This window comes from Phaeovulum sp., from assembly GCF_041596715.1.
Classification (GTDB): domain Bacteria; phylum Pseudomonadota; class Alphaproteobacteria; order Rhodobacterales; family Rhodobacteraceae; genus UBA6213.
The window spans coordinates 1-16,023 of sequence record NZ_JBFHIA010000043.1 but is presented as its reverse complement, the minus strand read 5'-3'; the positions used below and the strand labels follow the sequence as shown (position 1 = coordinate 16,023).

The window sequence follows — 16,023 nt, the reverse complement described above, 5'->3', positions numbered from 1 at the left end:
AGAATGATGCTTTGCTTGGAGGGCAATGCATAGGTGCGCATCGGGCCATTCTCGCCGTAAAGCCCCATGACGGTAGTCTTGCTTTGCGCTTCAATCGTTACCAGCATCAGTGGCCCGGCGAAGGATTCGAGCGCGTCCGCAGCGATCTGGTCTGCTGTGGGGGCAGCACTAGGTGCCGCGTCTGCACTGCTGCGCCCTGCTTTGACAAGCCCGATCAGGTTGCCAATGAAACCACGCGCCAAGTTGGACGTCTCGGTTTTCCCTGCATCGCTGCCACATGCGGCAAGCGACAGCACCAGTGCCGCGACCAAAGGTGCCGTGCGATACCGTTGCGCTGGCGTCATCGCCAGAACCTTCCCCAGTTGTCGTAAAGCTCACCCACGTGGCTTTTCCGCACGGTGTTATAGAGCCTTCCGTCAACCGAAAGCCGCGCGCCGCCATCGTCGCTCGACATCCCGAAGGTGTTGGAGAAGCTGGCAATTGTGGGCTTGCCGGTGGTCCACGCGATCGGGATTGTCAGGCGGATGCCTTTGACAAAGCTGTCGTCATCCAGCCCCGTGTCGGGCCAGTCGGTGAATGTTGCATAGGCCGCGATTCGCCAGCCATTGGCAAACTCGCGTGTCAGCGACAGCGTAGCGCCCAGATCGCCCGCAAGGTATCGGCCAACGTCGATCTGGCCGGTATAGCCGCCGCCTATATCGTAATAGGCCGAGACGTGGCCGGTTGCGACCTTGTAGTCGAGGAAACTAAAGCGCTGATCGTAATCACGCTTTTGCACGTAGTTCATCTCTACCCCAAGCGCGAGGCGGCTATCGACCGGCTTCCAGAGCACTTCGCCCGAAATCCCGCCGAACATCCGCTCCAACAGGCCAAAGCTGACACGGGTATAAACATTCTCTGCCGGGCGGCTGTACCAGCTAAGCGTCAGGCTGGGGATCGTCAGATTGCCATTGCGCTGATAGTCCACAAGGTCAGAGCGCACCGGGTCCGTTCCGGCAACGCGCGTGCTTTGGTCAAGGTTGCCTATGACTTTCTGGCGCACCGACCCTGCCAACACGAGGCCGGGCGCAAACTCATACCGCGCCGAGGCGGCAATGCCGACATCGGCCAAGAACGGATCGTCCGCGTCAAAAAGCGACGCTTCTACATAGGGCGTCAACGCCCATTGGAAGCGCGGGAAGACCCCTTCTGTCGGGCGCAGCGGGCCGGCCGATACCGCAAGCGCATCGGTGATCGACGCGTTCTGCAACAGCAGCGCCGAGTTGCCGTTTTCCAGCGCCTCGATATCAGAGCGCCGCAGCGTGACCGCCGAGATCGGCATGCCATTCGCAACCGAAGTCAGCACCAGATTTTCTACCGAAGGCGGCAGCGCACGAGTCAGCACGCGCGCGATATGGCCAAGCGCCTGCGCCTGTGAAGGATAGGTTTGGTTGCGCACCCGCACCTCGACGCTTGTCGCACTCAGCGCCATGCTTTCAAGCAACATGCCGTCGGCTGCCAGCGCCTTGGCAACCTCGGCCTGCACGGCTGGGTGCACCTGCGCTTCGGCGGCCCATTCGCCCGACCAACCCACCGGGTCGGCGCTGCGCGCCGGGCGCGGTGCCACCGGAAGCGGGGTCTTTTCTATGCCCGAGGGAAATGGCGGTTTGCGCGGGTCAATTGCAAGGTTGAACTGCACCCCGATTTCAGAGCCATAAAGATACCAGGCCGAAATCGAGCTCCAGGCACCAATGCGGTAATCAAGCCCGATATTCAGCGGCGAGGCGTGATCGAAGCTTGCGCGCGCAACCTCGTCCACATAGCCATCGGATGAATATTCGGCTTTCAGCGTCAGCTTGTCGTTGACCTGCCAGTTCACGCCCAGAAACGGCGCGGCGTCGCCGCGGAACCAGCGATCATAGTTGATCGGGCTGCCCGAGACGACGGAGGGTGTGGGCCGGTCGCCAAACGGCGCGCCAATCGCGTTGCTGGACCCCAACCTCCCCCAGCCGAGGCCCGCCGAAATGCTGAGCGTTGGCGTGACGGTTTTTGTCGCCACGATATATTCCGAGGCATATGCGCCCGAACCGATGAAGTCGCGCACCCCAACCGCCAGCGCCGGACGCCAGCCGGATTCGTCAAGCAACTTCAGGTGCAGGTCAACCGAACGGTCGTAAAGCGCGTCGCCCGGGGCGTAGAAATCATCGACCTTGGAATAGCGGAAGACTGCCGTCAGCCGCGGGGCCATCTGGAATGCAAAGCTGTGCCGCTGCCCGCCCGCGCCAAAAAAGGTAGAGCCGCCGATCACGCCATCGGGCAGGCTATAGGCCGAGGGCGTGTCAAAACCACCGGGCAAACCAAAACTGTTGCGGCTGCCGCCCAACAACTGGTCGGCCGAGGCCGCTTGCAATGCGAACAGGCTGACCGAAATGGTCGCCGCGAAGATATGTCTGGCGTTCATGCGAACCCCCCAAGGATCCGGTTTCGACCCTGTATATCCGATCTTGCCTCTCGCGCGAGTGGCAAAGCCGTCTTGCCGTATTTTAGGCGCTGGGGTTGCGCTGTTGCCACGCCGTCAGAAACGCTGCGGCAAGCAGGCCGAAAAATCGCGTGCACTTTCGCGGCCGGAAAAAATATCGGCAACAATTTCAGCGGTTAACGGCGCAAGTGTCAGCCCGATATGGCCGTGCCCATAGGCGTGCACAACATCCGGCCCGCCCTGCGAGCCGCCAATCACGGGCAGGCTGTCGGGTATCGAGGGGCGAAATCCCATCCAACTGCGCGAAGGCGGCCCAAGATCTGGGAAAAATGCCCGCGCACCCGCCTCGAGCCGCGCGATTCGATGCGGGGAAGGCGGCGCGCTCAGCCCGCCTAGTTCCACCGTGCCCGCCACCCGCAACCGCCCCCGCATCGGGCAGAGGTAAAAGCCGCGCGCGGTGGGGCAGCTTGGGCGGCTCAGCCGCGGGGTAGGGCTATCCCATTCCAAGTGATAGCCGCGCTCGGTGTCGAGCGGGATCTTGTCGCCCGCCTGTGCCGCCAAGCTGCGCGAATGCGCGCCCGCCGCAATCACCACGCGGCGCGCATGCACCTGCACACCCGGCCCGCTCAGGCGCAACCCGTCCAGCCCGCGCGACAGGGTGTGCACCGCGCCGCGCAACAGCCCCGCACCCTCGGCCAGCGCCGCCGCGGCCAGCAATTGCACCATTGCGCTGGGATCGACCATGAAACTCGCTTCGGGAAAAAACGCACCACCCCCGCCAAGCGGCGGAAGCCCCGGCTCAAGCGCTGCAATCTCGTCCGGACCAAGCATTTCCACCGCCACGCCAAGGTCACGACGAAACGCCATGTCGGCTTTGGCCGCCCGCAAGTCGCGCGCGCTCTCGTAAAGATAAAGGCAGCCGCGGTGCTGCAACAACTCGGCCCCGCCAATCGCATCGGCCAGCGCGGTCCAACGCGGCTGCGCATCCTGCACCAGATTGGCCAGAGCCTGCGCGTTGCGGCGCGCGGCGGCGGGCAGACACTGGCGCGCGAACCGCACAAGCCAAGGTGCAAGCGCAGGCAGCGCGGCCTGCCTGATCGCCAAGGGCGAATTGCGGTCAAACAACAGCCGCGGCAAGGAGGCAAGGACCGAAGGCGTGCCGACCGGCTGCATCGCGTAATCCGCAACCGTGCCCGCATTGCCATAAGATGCGCCCATGCCGGGCTCATCGGGGTCAATCAGCACCACCTCGCGCCCTTCAAGCGCAAGACGGTGGGCGATGGCAAGCCCGATCACGCCCGCGCCGATCACCGCGATGTCGCATTTGATCAGCCCGGCCATACGCAAATCCTTGCTAGGGGTGTTGGCCGTTTCTTGGCCTTTGGCGCGATATTTTCACAAAACTTTTGCCGCGAAAAGTCTACCCATGCCCCTGCTTCAGAGACAAATATCCCCCGCGGAGCGCAGCCCGGCCTGCAACGCAGAGGCCGGGCCGCATTTTACATACGAATGCCTTACATGCAGGCGTCGAACAATTTGCGCGTGTTGCGCTTGGTCATCTTGACCGGGTTGCCGCCGCAGGACGGATCTTCCAACGCCATTTCGGTCAGCATGTCGAGATCGCTTGCCTTCACCCCCATCGCGGTCAGGTTTTCGGGAATGTTCAGCTCGGCGCGCAACTCCATGACCTTGGCGCGGAATCCCTTGAAACCACCCTTGATGCCCAGATAGGCGGCCGCGGCCTTGATGCGCTCGGCGATTTCCTTGCGGTTGAAGTCAAGTACCATCGGCATCACAACGGCATTGGTGGTGCCGTGATGCGTGCCATAAACCGCGCCGACCGGGTGGCTTAGCGAGTGGATCGCACCAAGCCCTTTCTGAAAGGCCACCGCTCCCATCGCCGCGGCGCTCATCATATGCGCGCGGGCGTCAAGATCGTTCGGGTCGGCATAGACCTTGGGCAGGTTCTCGAAAACCAGCCGCATGCCTTCCAGCGCGATGCCTTGGCTCATCGGGTGATAGAACGGGCTGCAATAGGCTTCCAGACAGTGCGCCAAGGCATCCATGCCGGTGCCCGCGGTGATGAAGCGCGGCATACCCACGGTCAACGCCGGGTCACAGATGGTGACGGCAGGCATGAGCTTGGGGTGGAAGATGATCTTTTTCTTGTGCGTGCTCGAATTGGTCAACACACCGGCACGCCCGACCTCAGAGCCGGTGCCCGCGGTCGTTGGCACCGCGATGATCGGGGCGATCTTGCTGGCATCGGCCCGGGTATACCAGTCTTCGATATCTTCCAGATCCCAGACCGAAAGCTTCGGCGCCTGATGCGCCATCAGCGCGATCATCTTGCCAAGGTCCAGCGCCGAGCCGCCGCCAAAGCAGATGACGCCATCGTGATTGCCCGCTTTGTAGACCGCGATGCCGTCGGTCATGTTCTTTTCGTTGGGGTTGGGGTCCACCTCGGAAAACACCGCGCGGCCAAGCCCGGCCGCCTCAAGCACATCCAGCGCGTTCTTGGTGATCGGCAGGCTGGCCAACGCCTTGTCGGTCACCAGAAGCGGGCGCGCAATACCGACCGCTTGGCAATGTTCGGCCAGTTCACTGATGCGGCCAACGCCGAACTTGATTGCAGTCGGGTAAGACCAGTTCCGGTTGGGAACGTTGTGGGTCATTTCGTCACCTTCTTGAGATGGTATGATTTCGGCCGTGTGACCGCGTAGAAACCCAGAACCGAAAGGCTGCCGCCACGCCCGGTATCTTTGCACCCGGTCCAGCAGAGCGCGGGGTCGAGGTAGTCGCAGCGGTTCATGTAGACGGTGCCGGTTTCAATCTGCGCGCCAATGGCAGCAGCGCGTTCGGCATCGCGGGTCCAGAGCGAGGCGGTCAGGCCGTAAGGGCTGTCGTTCATAACAGCGATTGCCTCGGCGTCGTTCTTTACCGGCATGATGCCGACCACCGGGCCAAAGCTTTCTTCGCGCATCACGCGCATTTCGTGGTTCACGTTGACCAGAATCTGCGGCGCAAGGTAGGCACCGCCATCGTCTTCGGGGAAGAGTGCCGGGTCGATCAGCGCCGTCGCGCCTTCGGCAATCGCTTCGGCAATCTGCTCGCGCACGACATGGGCAAACCGCTTGTTGGCCATTGGGCCGATGGTGGTCGTGGCCTCGAACGGGTTGCCGAGCTTCAGTTTTTTGACCCACGCCACGGCTTTTTCGACGAAGGCGTCATATAGGCTTTCGTGCACATAGATGCGCTCGATACCGCAGCAGCATTGGCCTGCGTTGTACATTGCGCCGTCCATCAGGCTGTCGACCGCCGCATCAAGATCGGCGTCATCCATCACATAGCCCGGGTCCTTGCCGCCCAGTTCCAGCCCAAGGCTGGTAAAGGTGCCTGCCGCCGCACGCTCCATCGCCGCGCCGCCTGCGACCGAGCCGGTGAAGTTGATGAAGTTGAAGGCGCGCGCGCCAATCAGCGTTTCGGTGGTCGCATGGTCTAGCACGACGTTCTGGAAGATGTCGGCAGGCACGCCGCCCGCGTGGAAAGCCTCGGCCAGACGTTCGCCCACCAGTAGGGTTTGGCTTGCGTGTTTCAGCACCACCGCGTTGCCTGCGATCAGTGCGGGCACGATGGTGTTGATCGAGGTGAGGTAGGGGTAATTCCAAGGTGCCAGAATGAACACAACACCGACAGGTTCACGCACTATGCGCCGCTCGAAGCGGTCCGATGCTTCGGCCACCATCGGTGCCAGCGCGCTTTCGGCGATTTCGGACATATAGGCGGTGCGTTCGTTAACGCCGCCAAACTCGCCGCCATAGCGGGTGGGGCGGCCCATTTGCCACGCCAGTTCTTCGACCACGCGGGGCGTCATCTCGTTCAGCTTGGCCACGCCAGCTTGCACAAGCGCGATCCGCTCGGCCAAGGGGCGTGCGGCCCAGGCGTGTTGTGCGGTGCGTGCGCGCGCTACCATCGCCTCGGCTTCGGACATGCTCAGGCATGGCCGTTCGGCGTAGACTCGCCCATCGACGGGCGAGATTAGCTGGATCATTTTGGTCATTACTTTGTCCTCTTACGCCCATGCCGGGCGCGCTCACGTATTACGCCGCTCAGGCGCGTTCAAACCCACGCGACAGTTCCCAATCGGTCACGACGCGATTTTGTTCTTCGATTTCCCAAAGCGCGGCGCGGTGGTAATGCGTCATCACCTCGTCGCCAAAGGCCGCGCGCAGCCAAGCCGATGTTCCCATCGCCGAAGCCGCAGCCCCAAGCGTCTTGGGGATCTCGCGCACCGCGCCCGCCTGATAGACATCACCTGAGACCGCAGGTTCCAGTGGCATCTTCTTTTCGATCCCGTCGAGCCCCGCGGCCAACAACGCCGCGCAGGCAAGATAGGGGTTCAGATCGGCGCCGCCAATGCGGCATTCAACCCGGATCCCTTTGGTATCTTCGCCGCAGACGCGGAAACCGGCGGTGCGGTTATCAAGGCTCCACACAGCCTTTGTGGGTGCGAACATGCCGACCACAAAGCGCTTGTAGCTGTTGACGAACGGCGCAAGGAACGCGGTGATTTCGCCAGCGTGCGCCAGTTGCCCGGCGATATAGTGCTGCATCAGCTCTGACATGCCGTGCGGCGCTTTTTCATCAAGGAACATAGGCTTGCCGCCCTTCCACAGCGACTGGTGCACGTGGCTCGAAGACCCGGCGCGGCGGTGATCATATTTGGCCATGAAGGTGACGCTCGCACCGTGTTGCAGCGCGATTTCCTTGACGCCGGTCTTGATGATCGTGTGCATGTCGGCGGTGTCGAGCGCGTCGGAATATTTGGCGTTAACCTCTTCCTGCCCGGCTTCGGCCTCGCCCTTGGAACATTCGATCGGAACGCCCGCATCCCAAAGCCCGTTGCGGATGGCGCGCATGATCGGTTCTTCCCGCGCGGTGCCGAAAATCGAATAGTCGACGTTGTAGCGCGCCATCGGCGTCATGCCACGATAGCCACAGTCGAAAAGCTCCGAAAAGCTCTGCTCGAACAAAAAGAACTCAAGTTCGGTCGCCATCATCACATCGAACCCCATCGCCTTGGCGCGGTCGATCTGGCGCTTGAGCACCGAGCGGGGGGCATGTGGCACAAGCTCGTGGGTGTGGTGATCGAGCACATCGCACATCACCATTGCGGTGCCCGGCAACCACGGCAGGCGGCGCAACGTGGCAAGGTCGGGCTTCATCACATAGTCGCCGTAGCCCTTGTTCCAGCCGGTGGCGGCAAAGCCCTGCACCGTGACCATCTCGAAATCGGTGGCCAGCAGATAGTTGCAGCAATGCGTTTCTTCCCATGCCGAGGCAACGAAGTGGTGCGCGACAAAGCGCTTGCCCTGAAGGCGGCCCTGCATGTCGGTGATGCAGGCGACCACGGTGTCAATCTCGCCCGCGGCGACAGCGGCTTTCAATGCGTCAAAGGTCAGGTTCGCGGGCATTTCAACGGGCTCCTCGGGCCGATGGGTAAAGGCAAAAGCGACGCGGCGCGAGGGGGCCTCGCGCCGCGTCAAATGGAGTATCAGCTATAGCGGTAGGGCTTGCCAGCCTTGCGCATGGTTGCGTTGTATTGCTTGATGATCTCGACAACCTTTGCCTTCACCGGGCTTTCAGCCGCGACTTCATCCCAGAACTTGGCCGCTTCTTCTTCGACCGTGGCCCACTCGGCGTCGGGGATCGTGGTCAACTGGGTGTCGGCACCTTCGACGCGCAGGCGCGCCTCGCCGGCCCAGTACCAGTGCTGGCGGTAATAGTGCGACTGCTCGAAGCAGACGCGCATCAGTTCTTGCAGATGCGGGGGCACCTCGTTCCAACGATCCATATTGGCGAAGAAGTGCCCGATCCACGCGCCCGAGATGTTGTTGGTCAGGAAGTAGGGCGCCGATTTCGCCCAAGAGGCTGTGTAAACCTCGGTGATGCCCGACCATGCGACACCGTCCAACTCGCCGGTTTGCAGGGCCACGCCGATGTCTTCCCAGGGCAGCGTCACCGGCACCACGCCAAAGCGCGAAAGGAAGCGCCCGGCGGTGGGGAAGGTAAAGACGCGCTTGCCGCTCAGGTCCGCAAGGCTGTTGATCGGCGATTTCATCGAGAAATGGCAGGGGTCCCACGAACCAGCGGAGACATGCTTGACGCCGACCTTGGCGTATTCCTCGGCCCAGATCTCGTTCAACCCGTAGTGGTTGAAAAGCGCGGGCACATCGAGCGAATAGCGCAGCGCGAGCGGGAAGTAGCCGCCGAAAATCGTCACTTCGGTCGGGCTGGCCATGCTGTCGTCATCGGACTGCACGGCATCGAGCGTGCCTTTCTGGACGGCGCGGAACAGCTCGGACGTGGGCACCAGTTGGTCGGCGTAAAAAAGCTCGATCTCCATCTGGCCCTGCGCAATGGTGTTGAAGGCGTCGATGGCAGGTTTCACCACTTCGGCGCCAAGCGCACCCCCGGCATAGGTCTGCATCCGCCACTTGATAGGCGACTGCGCCACCGCGGGCGCGCCAAGCGAGGCGGCGCTGGCGGCGATCGCGCCAGTGGTCAGGAACTTGCGTCTGGTTGTAGTCATGTTGCTTTCTCCTTGTTGGGTTGGTCAGTCCCCATTCGGGGTTGTTTTTCAGAGACCCAGAACCATGTTTGGAAGCCAAAGCGCGATCTGGGGGAAGAGGCCGACGACGATGAGCGTTACCAGCATGATCCCGACAAAAGGCAATGCCGAGCGGTAAATGACCGGCAAAGTATAGTCGGATGGTGCCATGGCGCGCATCAGGAACAGGTTATATCCGAAAGGTGGTGTCAGGTAGGCGATCTGGCAGGTGATCGTATAGAGGATACCATACCAGACAAGGTCAAAGCCAAGCTGGCGCGCCAAACCGACGTAAATCGGCGCGACAATCACCAGCATCGCGGTATCGTCGAGGAACATTCCCATCACGAGGAAGGAAAGCTGCATCAGCACCAGCACCTGCCACGCCGAAAGCCCGAGGTCGCGCAGAAAGAAGTCTTCGATCGCGCGGCCTGCACCGAGACCGTCGAAGACCGCCCCAAACGACATCGCGGCCATGATGATAAGCATGAACATGACGGTGATCGCCAGCGTGCTGCGCGTCGCCGTTTCGAACACCTTCCAAGAAAAGCGCCGCTTGATCACGGCCGCCATCACTGAGGTGACGGCACCGATCACGCTTGCCTCGGTCAGGCTGGCCCAGCCCTTGATGAAGGGCACCATCATCGCGGCAAAAATCAAGACCGGCAGCAACCCCGCACGCAGCAGTAAAAGCCGCTCTGCCCAAGTGATCTCAGCGCGTTCCTCGGCCGTCATGCGGGGGGCGAGCGCGGGGTTTAGCCACGCCCGGAACACCACATAGATCATGAACATCGACGCCATCAGCAGCCCCGGCATGATGCCCGCCAGCCAAAGCTGGTTCACCGGTGCCCGCGCGATCAGCGAAAACAGCACCATCACAACCGAGGGCGGTATCAAGATGCCAAGACTCGATCCTGCCTGAATGACGCCCGATATCAACTGCTTGTCATAGCCGCGCCGCGCAAGCTCGGGTAGTGCGATGGTGGCGCCGATCGCCATTCCGGCGACTGAAAGCCCGTTCATGACCGAGATCATCACCATCAGCAAAATCGTGCCGACGGCCAGCCCTCCGGGCAAAGGCCCGAACCAGACGTGGAACATCTTGTAGAGATCTTCGGCCAAGCGGCTTTCGCTCATCACATAGCCCATGAAAACGAACATCGGCAGCGTCAGCAGCGGTGTCCATTTCATCAGCTTCATGATCGACGAAAACCCCATGTCGCTTCCGCCGGTGCCCCAGAGCGAAATCGCAGCGACAACTGCGACAAATCCGATAGCGCCGAACACCCGCTGCCCGGTGATCATCATCAGCAGCATGGTGGAAAACATCAGTGTGGCGATCCATTCATAGGGCATCAGAGTTCTTCCCCACGTAGAATCGCGATGTCGCGAAGCAGGTGCACAAATGACTGCAAGATCATCAAGACAAAGCTCAGGCAGATCACGGTCTTGATTGGCCAGAGCACGGGGCGCCACGCAGTCGGGTTACGTTCGCCCGTTTCAAAAGAATAGACCGTGCTGCCAACCGCGCCGTAAAGCATGACGCCAAGGTAGAAGATCAGCGCGAATACCGTGAATGCATCCCAAAGCGCCTGTGTGCGTGGGCGCAGCCGGGAATACAGCAGGTCCATCCGCACGTTGGTGCCCAACTGAAAGGTATAGGGTGCCCCCAGAAGGTAATAGGCGACCAGCGTGAACTGCGCCATCTCGAGCGTCCAGAGCGAGGGCACGCGGATGAACTTGGTGATCGACGACCAAAGCAGAATGCCCATGATGATGAACAGCAAATACATCGCAAAGCGCCCGACGCGGTAATTGAGCGCCTCGACCCAACGCACGTAGGACTTGGTCCATTGCGGCATTCAAGCCTCGCTTTCTGTGGCAAAGAGCGCCGCTGTCAGGCTGGGGGCAAGCCGCGCGGCCATCGCTTCTTGCGCATCTGCGCTGGCGATCAGGTCGTTGCGCAGTTCCAGCATGACGTTGAGAAACCCCATCGGCGTGGCGTGCAGCGCCAGCGTATGGGTTACCTCATCGACAGCCGCATAAGGTTCGTTCAGGCGCGCGTCGAGCCCGGCTGGCGCATGTGCCAGCACCGCTTGCGCCAGCCTTGGGTCGGCATCGTGGATGATCCCGAACTCGACCATCCGCGGGCGACCGTGCCAGACGGGGGTGAAGGAATGCACCGTTACCAGAACCGGCAGCGGGCCGCTGGCGGCGCGGCGGGCAAGAAGGGCGCGCAACTCGGCGTGAAACGGCACATAGATCGCTTCGGTGCGCGCGCGCCGCGCCTCGGCATCCAGCCCGGCGTTGCCAGGCACCGAATAGATTTCGCTTTGTTCTGCCATCGCGCCACGCGAATGGGGCGGGCGGTTCAGATCATAGATCAGGCGCGAGACATTTGCCTGCACCAGTGGCGCGTCAAGCAATTTGGCCAGCGCTTGCGCCAGCCCCAGCGCGCCGGGGTCCCAAGCGATATGCGCGCGCATCGCTTCGGAGCTGAGGCCGAGATTGCCCCAAGGCGCGGGAAATCCGTTCGAGGCATGTTCGCAACAAATGACAAAACGCCCCGAACCTTCGGGGTTTGTTGCTGTCACCACGGGTTGTGCAGGTTGTGCCAATCGTTCCGGCTGGGCCGTCATGTTACTTGCGTCTCTGCTTTGGTTTGGCTGAGGCTCCACCGCGCGAGGGGATTCTGTCAAGATCATTCCATTCCAGAAAATCCTGTTACAAATTATCCAAAGCGACTCACAGCAAGGGTGCCCAATTTGGCGGCAGTGTATAAAACGATCGAAGAGCGCCTGCGCCACGGGTTTGAAAAGTTGACCCGGGCGGAACGGCAATTGGCCAGCCACCTCTTGCGCCACTACCCCGTCGCGGCCCTTGGCTCGATCGCGGCGCTGGCGCGGGCCGCAGAGGTTTCGGGCCCAACCGTCATGCGGCTGGTGCAAAAGCTCGGCTTTGCCGGCTACACCGATTTTCAGGCCGGTGTTCGCCGCGAGGTGGAGGAAAGGCTGATCTCGCCGCTGGCCAAGCACGACCGCTGGGCGGACGGGGTGCCGGACACGCATATTCTGAACCGATTCGCAGATGCGGTGCTGGGCAATCTGCACGCGACGCTGGCGCAGATCGATCATGCCGAGTTTGACGCCGCGGCGGCGATGTTGGCGGACCCCGCGCGCAAGATCTACGCGACCGGTGGGCGGATAACCCATGCGATGGCCGATTACTTTGTAACCCACATGAAGGTTATCCGCTCGGACGTCGCTGTGATTTCAGAGATGTCCAACGCATGGCCCCCGGCGCTGATCGAGATGGCCCCCGGCGATGTGCTGCTGGCGTTCGACATTCGCCGTTATGAAAACAATGTGCTGCAACTTGTCGAAATGGCCGCCGAGCAGGGTGCCGAAGTGGTGTTGATTACCGACCCTTGGGTTTCGCCCGCCGCGGCCCACGCGCGCTTTCGCTTCTCGGCGCAGATCGAGGTGCCCTCGGCGTGGGATTCCACGGTGGCGATTCAGGTGCTGGTCGAAACCCTGATGGCGGCGGTGCAAAGCCTGACTTGGCAGCAGACGGAGGCGCGCATGAAGCGGCTTGAAGAGCTTTATGCGCGCGCGCGTTTCTTTCGGCGGGCCAAGTAGCGGGGTTCAGCGCCGTTTCAGCCGCGCGAGTCCGGGCAGAATGAGCGCCATCATCAGCGCCACCGCGACGAAGGACCAGCGCAGGCCAAAGTGCTCGGCAATCAGGCCCATGCCTACCGGGCCAAGGAAAAAGCCGGTGAAACCCAACATCCAGCTGCGCGAAATAGCGTAGGCGCGCTGCTCGGTTGCAACCGCGCGGCCCAGAAGCGAATTGGCCGAGGGCACAACCACAGCAACGCCCAGACCGATCAGCGCCACCCCAACGACCGCAACCGTCGGGCCGGGTGCCAGCGCCACGACCAGCGCGCCAAACACCCCAAGCCCCGCCGAACCTGCCACCAGCCGCGCTTCGCCCAGCCGCGCGGCAAGAAACTGGCCGGAAAGCCTGCCTAAGCCCATTGTCAGCCCCAGCATGGCCGGGCCGAACGAGCCTTCGCCGCGCGGCCCGCCGAGCGTGCGCTCGATATACAGGGCAGACCAGCTTTCGGTGGCGTTTTCCGAAACGAATGCGGCAAATAGAATGGCGGCGGCGGGCAGGATCGCGCCCCAAGGCGAGGCTGCGGGTTCGCCCCTGCCGTCTGCCGAGGGTGCCGTGGCCAAGGTGCGCTCATGCATCACCGTGGCGAGCACGAGCAGCAAGATGCATAAGACGGGAGCAACCGTTTCAGGGCCGAAGCCTGCCTTGCGCGCCAAACCGCAGCCAAAAGCCGCAGCACCAAAGGCAAACGAGAACAGCGCGTGGTTGAGGTTCATCAGATGCAACCCCTCTTGCGCTTCTCTTTCGGAAATCCGCACGTTCGAGGCGATGTCGAGCGTGGACATCGCAGCGCCCATCGCCAAGAGCACCAGCCCAAGCGATAGGGTGCCGCTCGCCAGCAGGGGCAGAAATGCGCCAAGCGCCACCAAAACGCCGCCCACCGGAAGCATCGCGCGCCCAAGCAGTGCCATCAGCCGCGGCGATACAGCCATCGCTGTCATGCCGCCCACCGCCGAGAGGATCAGAACCAGCCCCATTTCAGCATCGCTGACCGCTGCGGCCAGCTTGTAATCGGGTAGATAGGCCGCAAAACCACCCCAAAACACCCCGACCGCGGCCAAGCCCGCGCCAGTTGCGCGTGACGCCCGGAGTTCCGGTAAAAAAGCCATGAAAATCCCTTTTCAAAGCGCTTTGGATACTGTTGCTCGCCGTAGCATACCGCCGCACAGTCGGCAACGGGGGTGCGAGGCGTCGCGACGCAATTGGGCTTTCCTTTCCGGCACCGCCACGCTATAGGGGCCGCCTTGCGGGCTGCACCCTTGGAGGAGTCCGCGTAACTTGTGACTATGGAGACACCTATGGCCAAAGAGATCCCTGATCTGCTGGCCGTGGTACGGACGGGGACAGGCAAGGGGGCCGCCCGTCAAGCTCGTCGTGAGGGCACCGTACCCGGCATTATCTATGGCGACGGCAAAGAGCCGCAGCCGATTTCTTTCGAATACAACAAGCTGCTGCAAAAACTCCGCGCGGGGCGTTTTCTTTCGACCCTGTGGAACCTCAAGCTTGAGGGGCAGGCCGACCAGCGCGTGATCTGCCGCGGCGTCCAGCGCGACCCGGTGATGGACAAGCCGCTGCACGTGGACCTGATGCGTGTGCACCAGAACTCGCGTATCAGCCTGTTCATTCACGTGAACTTTGAAAACCACGAAGCCTCGCCCGGTCTCAAGCGCGGTGGCGCGCTGACCATCGTGCGGCCGGAAGTGGAGCTTGAAGTGCTTGCGGGCGACATTCCGGACCATCTGACGGTCGATCTGACCGGCCTGCAAATCGGCGATGTCATCCACATCAACGATATTACGCTGCCCGAGGGCGCTCGCCCGACGATCAAGCGCAATTTCGTCATTGCCAATATCGGCGCGCCCTCGGGCCTGCGCTCGAGCGACAATGAAGAAGCTGGCGAGGAAGCAGAAGAAGAGTGATCTTCTGACGGCAGTGCAAAGTAAAAGAAGCGCGGCAGGGGCAACTCTTGCCGCGCTTTTCATTGGGCGCTCCCCGTTGCATGGGGCGCGCTCGGGCCCTAGTCTGGGCGGCAACGGGGAGGCGGCATGAAGCTCTTTGTAGGCTTGGGGAATCCGGGGGCGTCTTACGCGGGCAACCGCCACAACATCGGCTTTATGGCGGTGGAGCGGATTGCGACGGAGCATGGTTTTTCGGGCTGGCGCGCGCGGTTTCAGGGGCAGGTGGCCGAGGGGATGCTGGGCGGCGAAAAGGTGCTGCTCTTGAAGCCTGCCACGTTCATGAACCTTTCGGGCCAGTCGGTGGGCGAGGCGATGCGCTATCTCAAGCTTACCCCGCCCGACGTTATCGTATTTCATGACGAGTTGGACCTTGCTCCCGGCAAGTGCCGCCTCAAGCAGGGCGGCGGTCATGCGGGGCACAACGGCCTACGGTCGATTCATGCGCATATCGGCGAAAGCTATGGGCGCGTGCGCTTGGGCATTGGCCACCCCGGCCACAAGGACCGCGTTGCGGACTATGTGTTGTCAGACTTCGCCAAGGCCGACGCAGTTTGGCGCGAGGATATGCTTGCCGGCATCGCCGAGGGCGCGCCCGCGCTGGCGCGTGGCGATGGTGCGGGGTTCTTGAACACGGTCGCGCAGCGCATGGCCCCGCCGCGCCCGCCAAAGCCACCACGCGCGCCAAAACCTGCCGATGAGGCCAAGTCCGCCCCCCCAACGCCCTCCGCCCCACCTGCCCCCGAGCCCGCACCGAAAGGCGCGTTGGAGCGGTTGCTGGAACGTTTTAAGCACTGATTGTCACCCGGTGGCGCGGCGGCAATGCGCTATTGGCCCTGACAAGGTGCTATTTTCAGCAACCTTGGCACAGGGAGTTGCCGCGCCGCGGCCGCCGTGCTTCCCTTGCTGCAAGGAGGATCGTTCATGCGCATCTTGAAAATGGCTTTCCGTGTGCTGCTTTTGGTCGCTCTGGTGGCGGGTGGGATTGCGCTCTGGAAGCGCGAAGAAATCACGCGGTTGCTCGCGGTGAACAGCCTGTTCGCACCCGACAACATCGTGGCCAATTTTTCGGGCATGGACGGGCTGTTTCTTAGCCGCCCACTCTTGATCGGCTCAAAGCCCGCCTCGGCGCTGCCGGCGGGCATGGCGGCGGAATTGCCAGCGTCGGTTGCGCCTTGGATCGAGGCGCGCTGGGTGACGGGGCTGGTGGTGCTCAAAGACGGGCAGCTGGTGCACGAAAGCTATTATCGCGGCACGCGCCCGGACGATCTGCGCATCAGCTGGTCCGTGGCAAAAAGCTTTCTGTCGGCGCTGTTCGGTATTCT

General features: G+C 62.2%; 13 protein-coding genes and 2 pseudogenes. 4 read left to right on the top strand and 11 right to left on the bottom strand.

The window, feature by feature from the left end:
• From ABY403_RS04765 to ABY403_RS04720, 10 genes and pseudogenes are all read right to left on the bottom strand, one after another.
• Positions 1-344, bottom strand: a pseudogene (locus ABY403_RS04765) (hypothetical protein); the annotation flags it as partial.
• Positions 341-2,440, bottom strand: a complete 2,100-nt coding sequence (locus ABY403_RS04760) for a YjbH domain-containing protein (protein WP_372839471.1) — start codon at positions 2,438-2,440, stop codon at positions 341-343. The pseudogene ABY403_RS04765 and the gene ABY403_RS04760, both read right to left, overlap by 4 nt.
• Positions 2,441-2,554: 114 nt before the next feature.
• Positions 2,555-3,799, bottom strand: coding sequence for an NAD(P)/FAD-dependent oxidoreductase (locus ABY403_RS04755; RefSeq protein ID WP_372839469.1), 1,245 nt, complete (start codon positions 3,797-3,799; stop codon positions 2,555-2,557).
• A gap of 173 nt (positions 3,800-3,972) precedes the next feature.
• Positions 3,973-5,133, bottom strand: coding sequence for an iron-containing alcohol dehydrogenase (locus tag ABY403_RS04750; protein ID WP_372839467.1), 1,161 nt, complete (start codon positions 5,131-5,133; stop codon positions 3,973-3,975).
• Positions 5,130-6,518: an aldehyde dehydrogenase family protein gene (locus ABY403_RS04745; RefSeq protein WP_372839466.1), complete on the bottom strand. Its 1,389-nt coding sequence runs from the start codon at positions 6,516-6,518 to the stop codon at positions 5,130-5,132. The genes ABY403_RS04750 and ABY403_RS04745 overlap by 4 nt, the downstream gene beginning before the upstream one ends.
• A 49-nt stretch (positions 6,519-6,567) precedes the next feature.
• Positions 6,568-7,932, bottom strand: coding sequence for a glutamine synthetase family protein (locus ABY403_RS04740; protein WP_372839465.1), 1,365 nt, complete (start codon positions 7,930-7,932; stop codon positions 6,568-6,570).
• A gap of 80 nt (positions 7,933-8,012) precedes the next feature.
• Positions 8,013-9,050 (bottom strand): TRAP transporter substrate-binding protein, encoded by a 1,038-nt coding sequence (locus tag ABY403_RS04735; RefSeq protein ID WP_372839464.1) that lies wholly within the window; start codon positions 9,048-9,050, stop codon positions 8,013-8,015.
• A 48-nt stretch (positions 9,051-9,098) separates the two neighbouring features.
• Positions 9,099-10,424: a TRAP transporter large permease subunit gene (locus ABY403_RS04730; protein ID WP_372839462.1), complete on the bottom strand. Its 1,326-nt coding sequence runs from the start codon at positions 10,422-10,424 to the stop codon at positions 9,099-9,101.
• Positions 10,424-10,930, bottom strand: a complete 507-nt coding sequence (locus ABY403_RS04725; protein ID WP_372839460.1) for a TRAP transporter small permease subunit — start codon at positions 10,928-10,930, stop codon at positions 10,424-10,426. The genes ABY403_RS04730 and ABY403_RS04725 overlap by 1 nt, the downstream gene beginning before the upstream one ends.
• The gene (locus ABY403_RS04720) at positions 10,931-11,686 is read right to left on the bottom strand and encodes an N-formylglutamate amidohydrolase (protein ID WP_372839458.1); all 756 of its coding nucleotides are present in this window, start codon (positions 11,684-11,686) and stop codon (positions 10,931-10,933) included.
• Between the two features lie 147 nt (positions 11,687-11,833).
• On the opposite strand from ABY403_RS04720, the gene ABY403_RS04715 reads away from it, so the two are divergent.
• On the top strand, positions 11,834-12,706 hold the full coding sequence (locus tag ABY403_RS04715) for a MurR/RpiR family transcriptional regulator (protein ID WP_372839457.1): 873 nt from the start codon (positions 11,834-11,836) through the stop codon (positions 12,704-12,706).
• Positions 12,707-12,712: 6 nt separating this feature from the next.
• Here the strand turns inward: ABY403_RS04715 and ABY403_RS04710 are convergent, their stop codons facing one another.
• On the bottom strand, positions 12,713-13,852 hold the full coding sequence (locus ABY403_RS04710; RefSeq protein ID WP_372839455.1) for an MFS transporter: 1,140 nt from the start codon (positions 13,850-13,852) through the stop codon (positions 12,713-12,715).
• Between the two features lie 189 nt (positions 13,853-14,041).
• Here ABY403_RS04710 and ABY403_RS04705 point away from each other — a divergent pair, with 189 nt between their 5' ends.
• From ABY403_RS04705 to ABY403_RS04695, 3 genes and pseudogenes are all read left to right on the top strand, one after another.
• Complete coding sequence (locus ABY403_RS04705) at positions 14,042-14,662, top strand: 50S ribosomal protein L25/general stress protein Ctc (protein ID WP_372839454.1); 621 nt, start codon at positions 14,042-14,044, stop codon at positions 14,660-14,662.
• Positions 14,663-14,788: 126 nt separating this feature from the next.
• Complete coding sequence (pth, locus tag ABY403_RS04700; RefSeq protein WP_372839453.1) at positions 14,789-15,496, top strand: aminoacyl-tRNA hydrolase; 708 nt, start codon at positions 14,789-14,791, stop codon at positions 15,494-15,496.
• 126 nt (positions 15,497-15,622) lie between these two features.
• Positions 15,623-16,023, top strand: a pseudogene (locus tag ABY403_RS04695) (6-aminohexanoate hydrolase); the annotation flags it as partial.

What these genes read in the sequence shown, in the direction of transcription:
- ABY403_RS04705 (WP_372839454.1), top strand. Translation starts at nt 14,042, where the DNA reads ATGGCCAAAGAGATCCCTGATCTGCTGGCCGTGGTACGGACGGGGACA.
- ABY403_RS04750 (WP_372839467.1), bottom strand. Translation starts at nt 5,133, where the DNA reads ATGACCCACAACGTTCCCAACCGGAACTGGTCTTACCCGACTGCAATC.
- ABY403_RS04745 (WP_372839466.1), bottom strand. Translation starts at nt 6,518, where the DNA reads ATGACCAAAATGATCCAGCTAATCTCGCCCGTCGATGGGCGAGTCTAC.
- pth (WP_372839453.1), top strand. Translation starts at nt 14,789, where the DNA reads ATGAAGCTCTTTGTAGGCTTGGGGAATCCGGGGGCGTCTTACGCGGGC.
- ABY403_RS04735 (WP_372839464.1), bottom strand. Translation starts at nt 9,050, where the DNA reads ATGACTACAACCAGACGCAAGTTCCTGACCACTGGCGCGATCGCCGCC.
- ABY403_RS04710 (WP_372839455.1), bottom strand. Translation starts at nt 13,852, where the DNA reads ATGGCTTTTTTACCGGAACTCCGGGCGTCACGCGCAACTGGCGCGGGC.
- ABY403_RS04740 (WP_372839465.1), bottom strand. Translation starts at nt 7,932, where the DNA reads ATGCCCGCGAACCTGACCTTTGACGCATTGAAAGCCGCTGTCGCCGCG.
- ABY403_RS04730 (WP_372839462.1), bottom strand. Translation starts at nt 10,424, where the DNA reads ATGCCCTATGAATGGATCGCCACACTGATGTTTTCCACCATGCTGCTG.
- ABY403_RS04760 (WP_372839471.1), bottom strand. Translation starts at nt 2,440, where the DNA reads ATGAACGCCAGACATATCTTCGCGGCGACCATTTCGGTCAGCCTGTTC.
- ABY403_RS04725 (WP_372839460.1), bottom strand. Translation starts at nt 10,930, where the DNA reads ATGCCGCAATGGACCAAGTCCTACGTGCGTTGGGTCGAGGCGCTCAAT.
- ABY403_RS04755 (WP_372839469.1), bottom strand. Translation starts at nt 3,799, where the DNA reads ATGGCCGGGCTGATCAAATGCGACATCGCGGTGATCGGCGCGGGCGTG.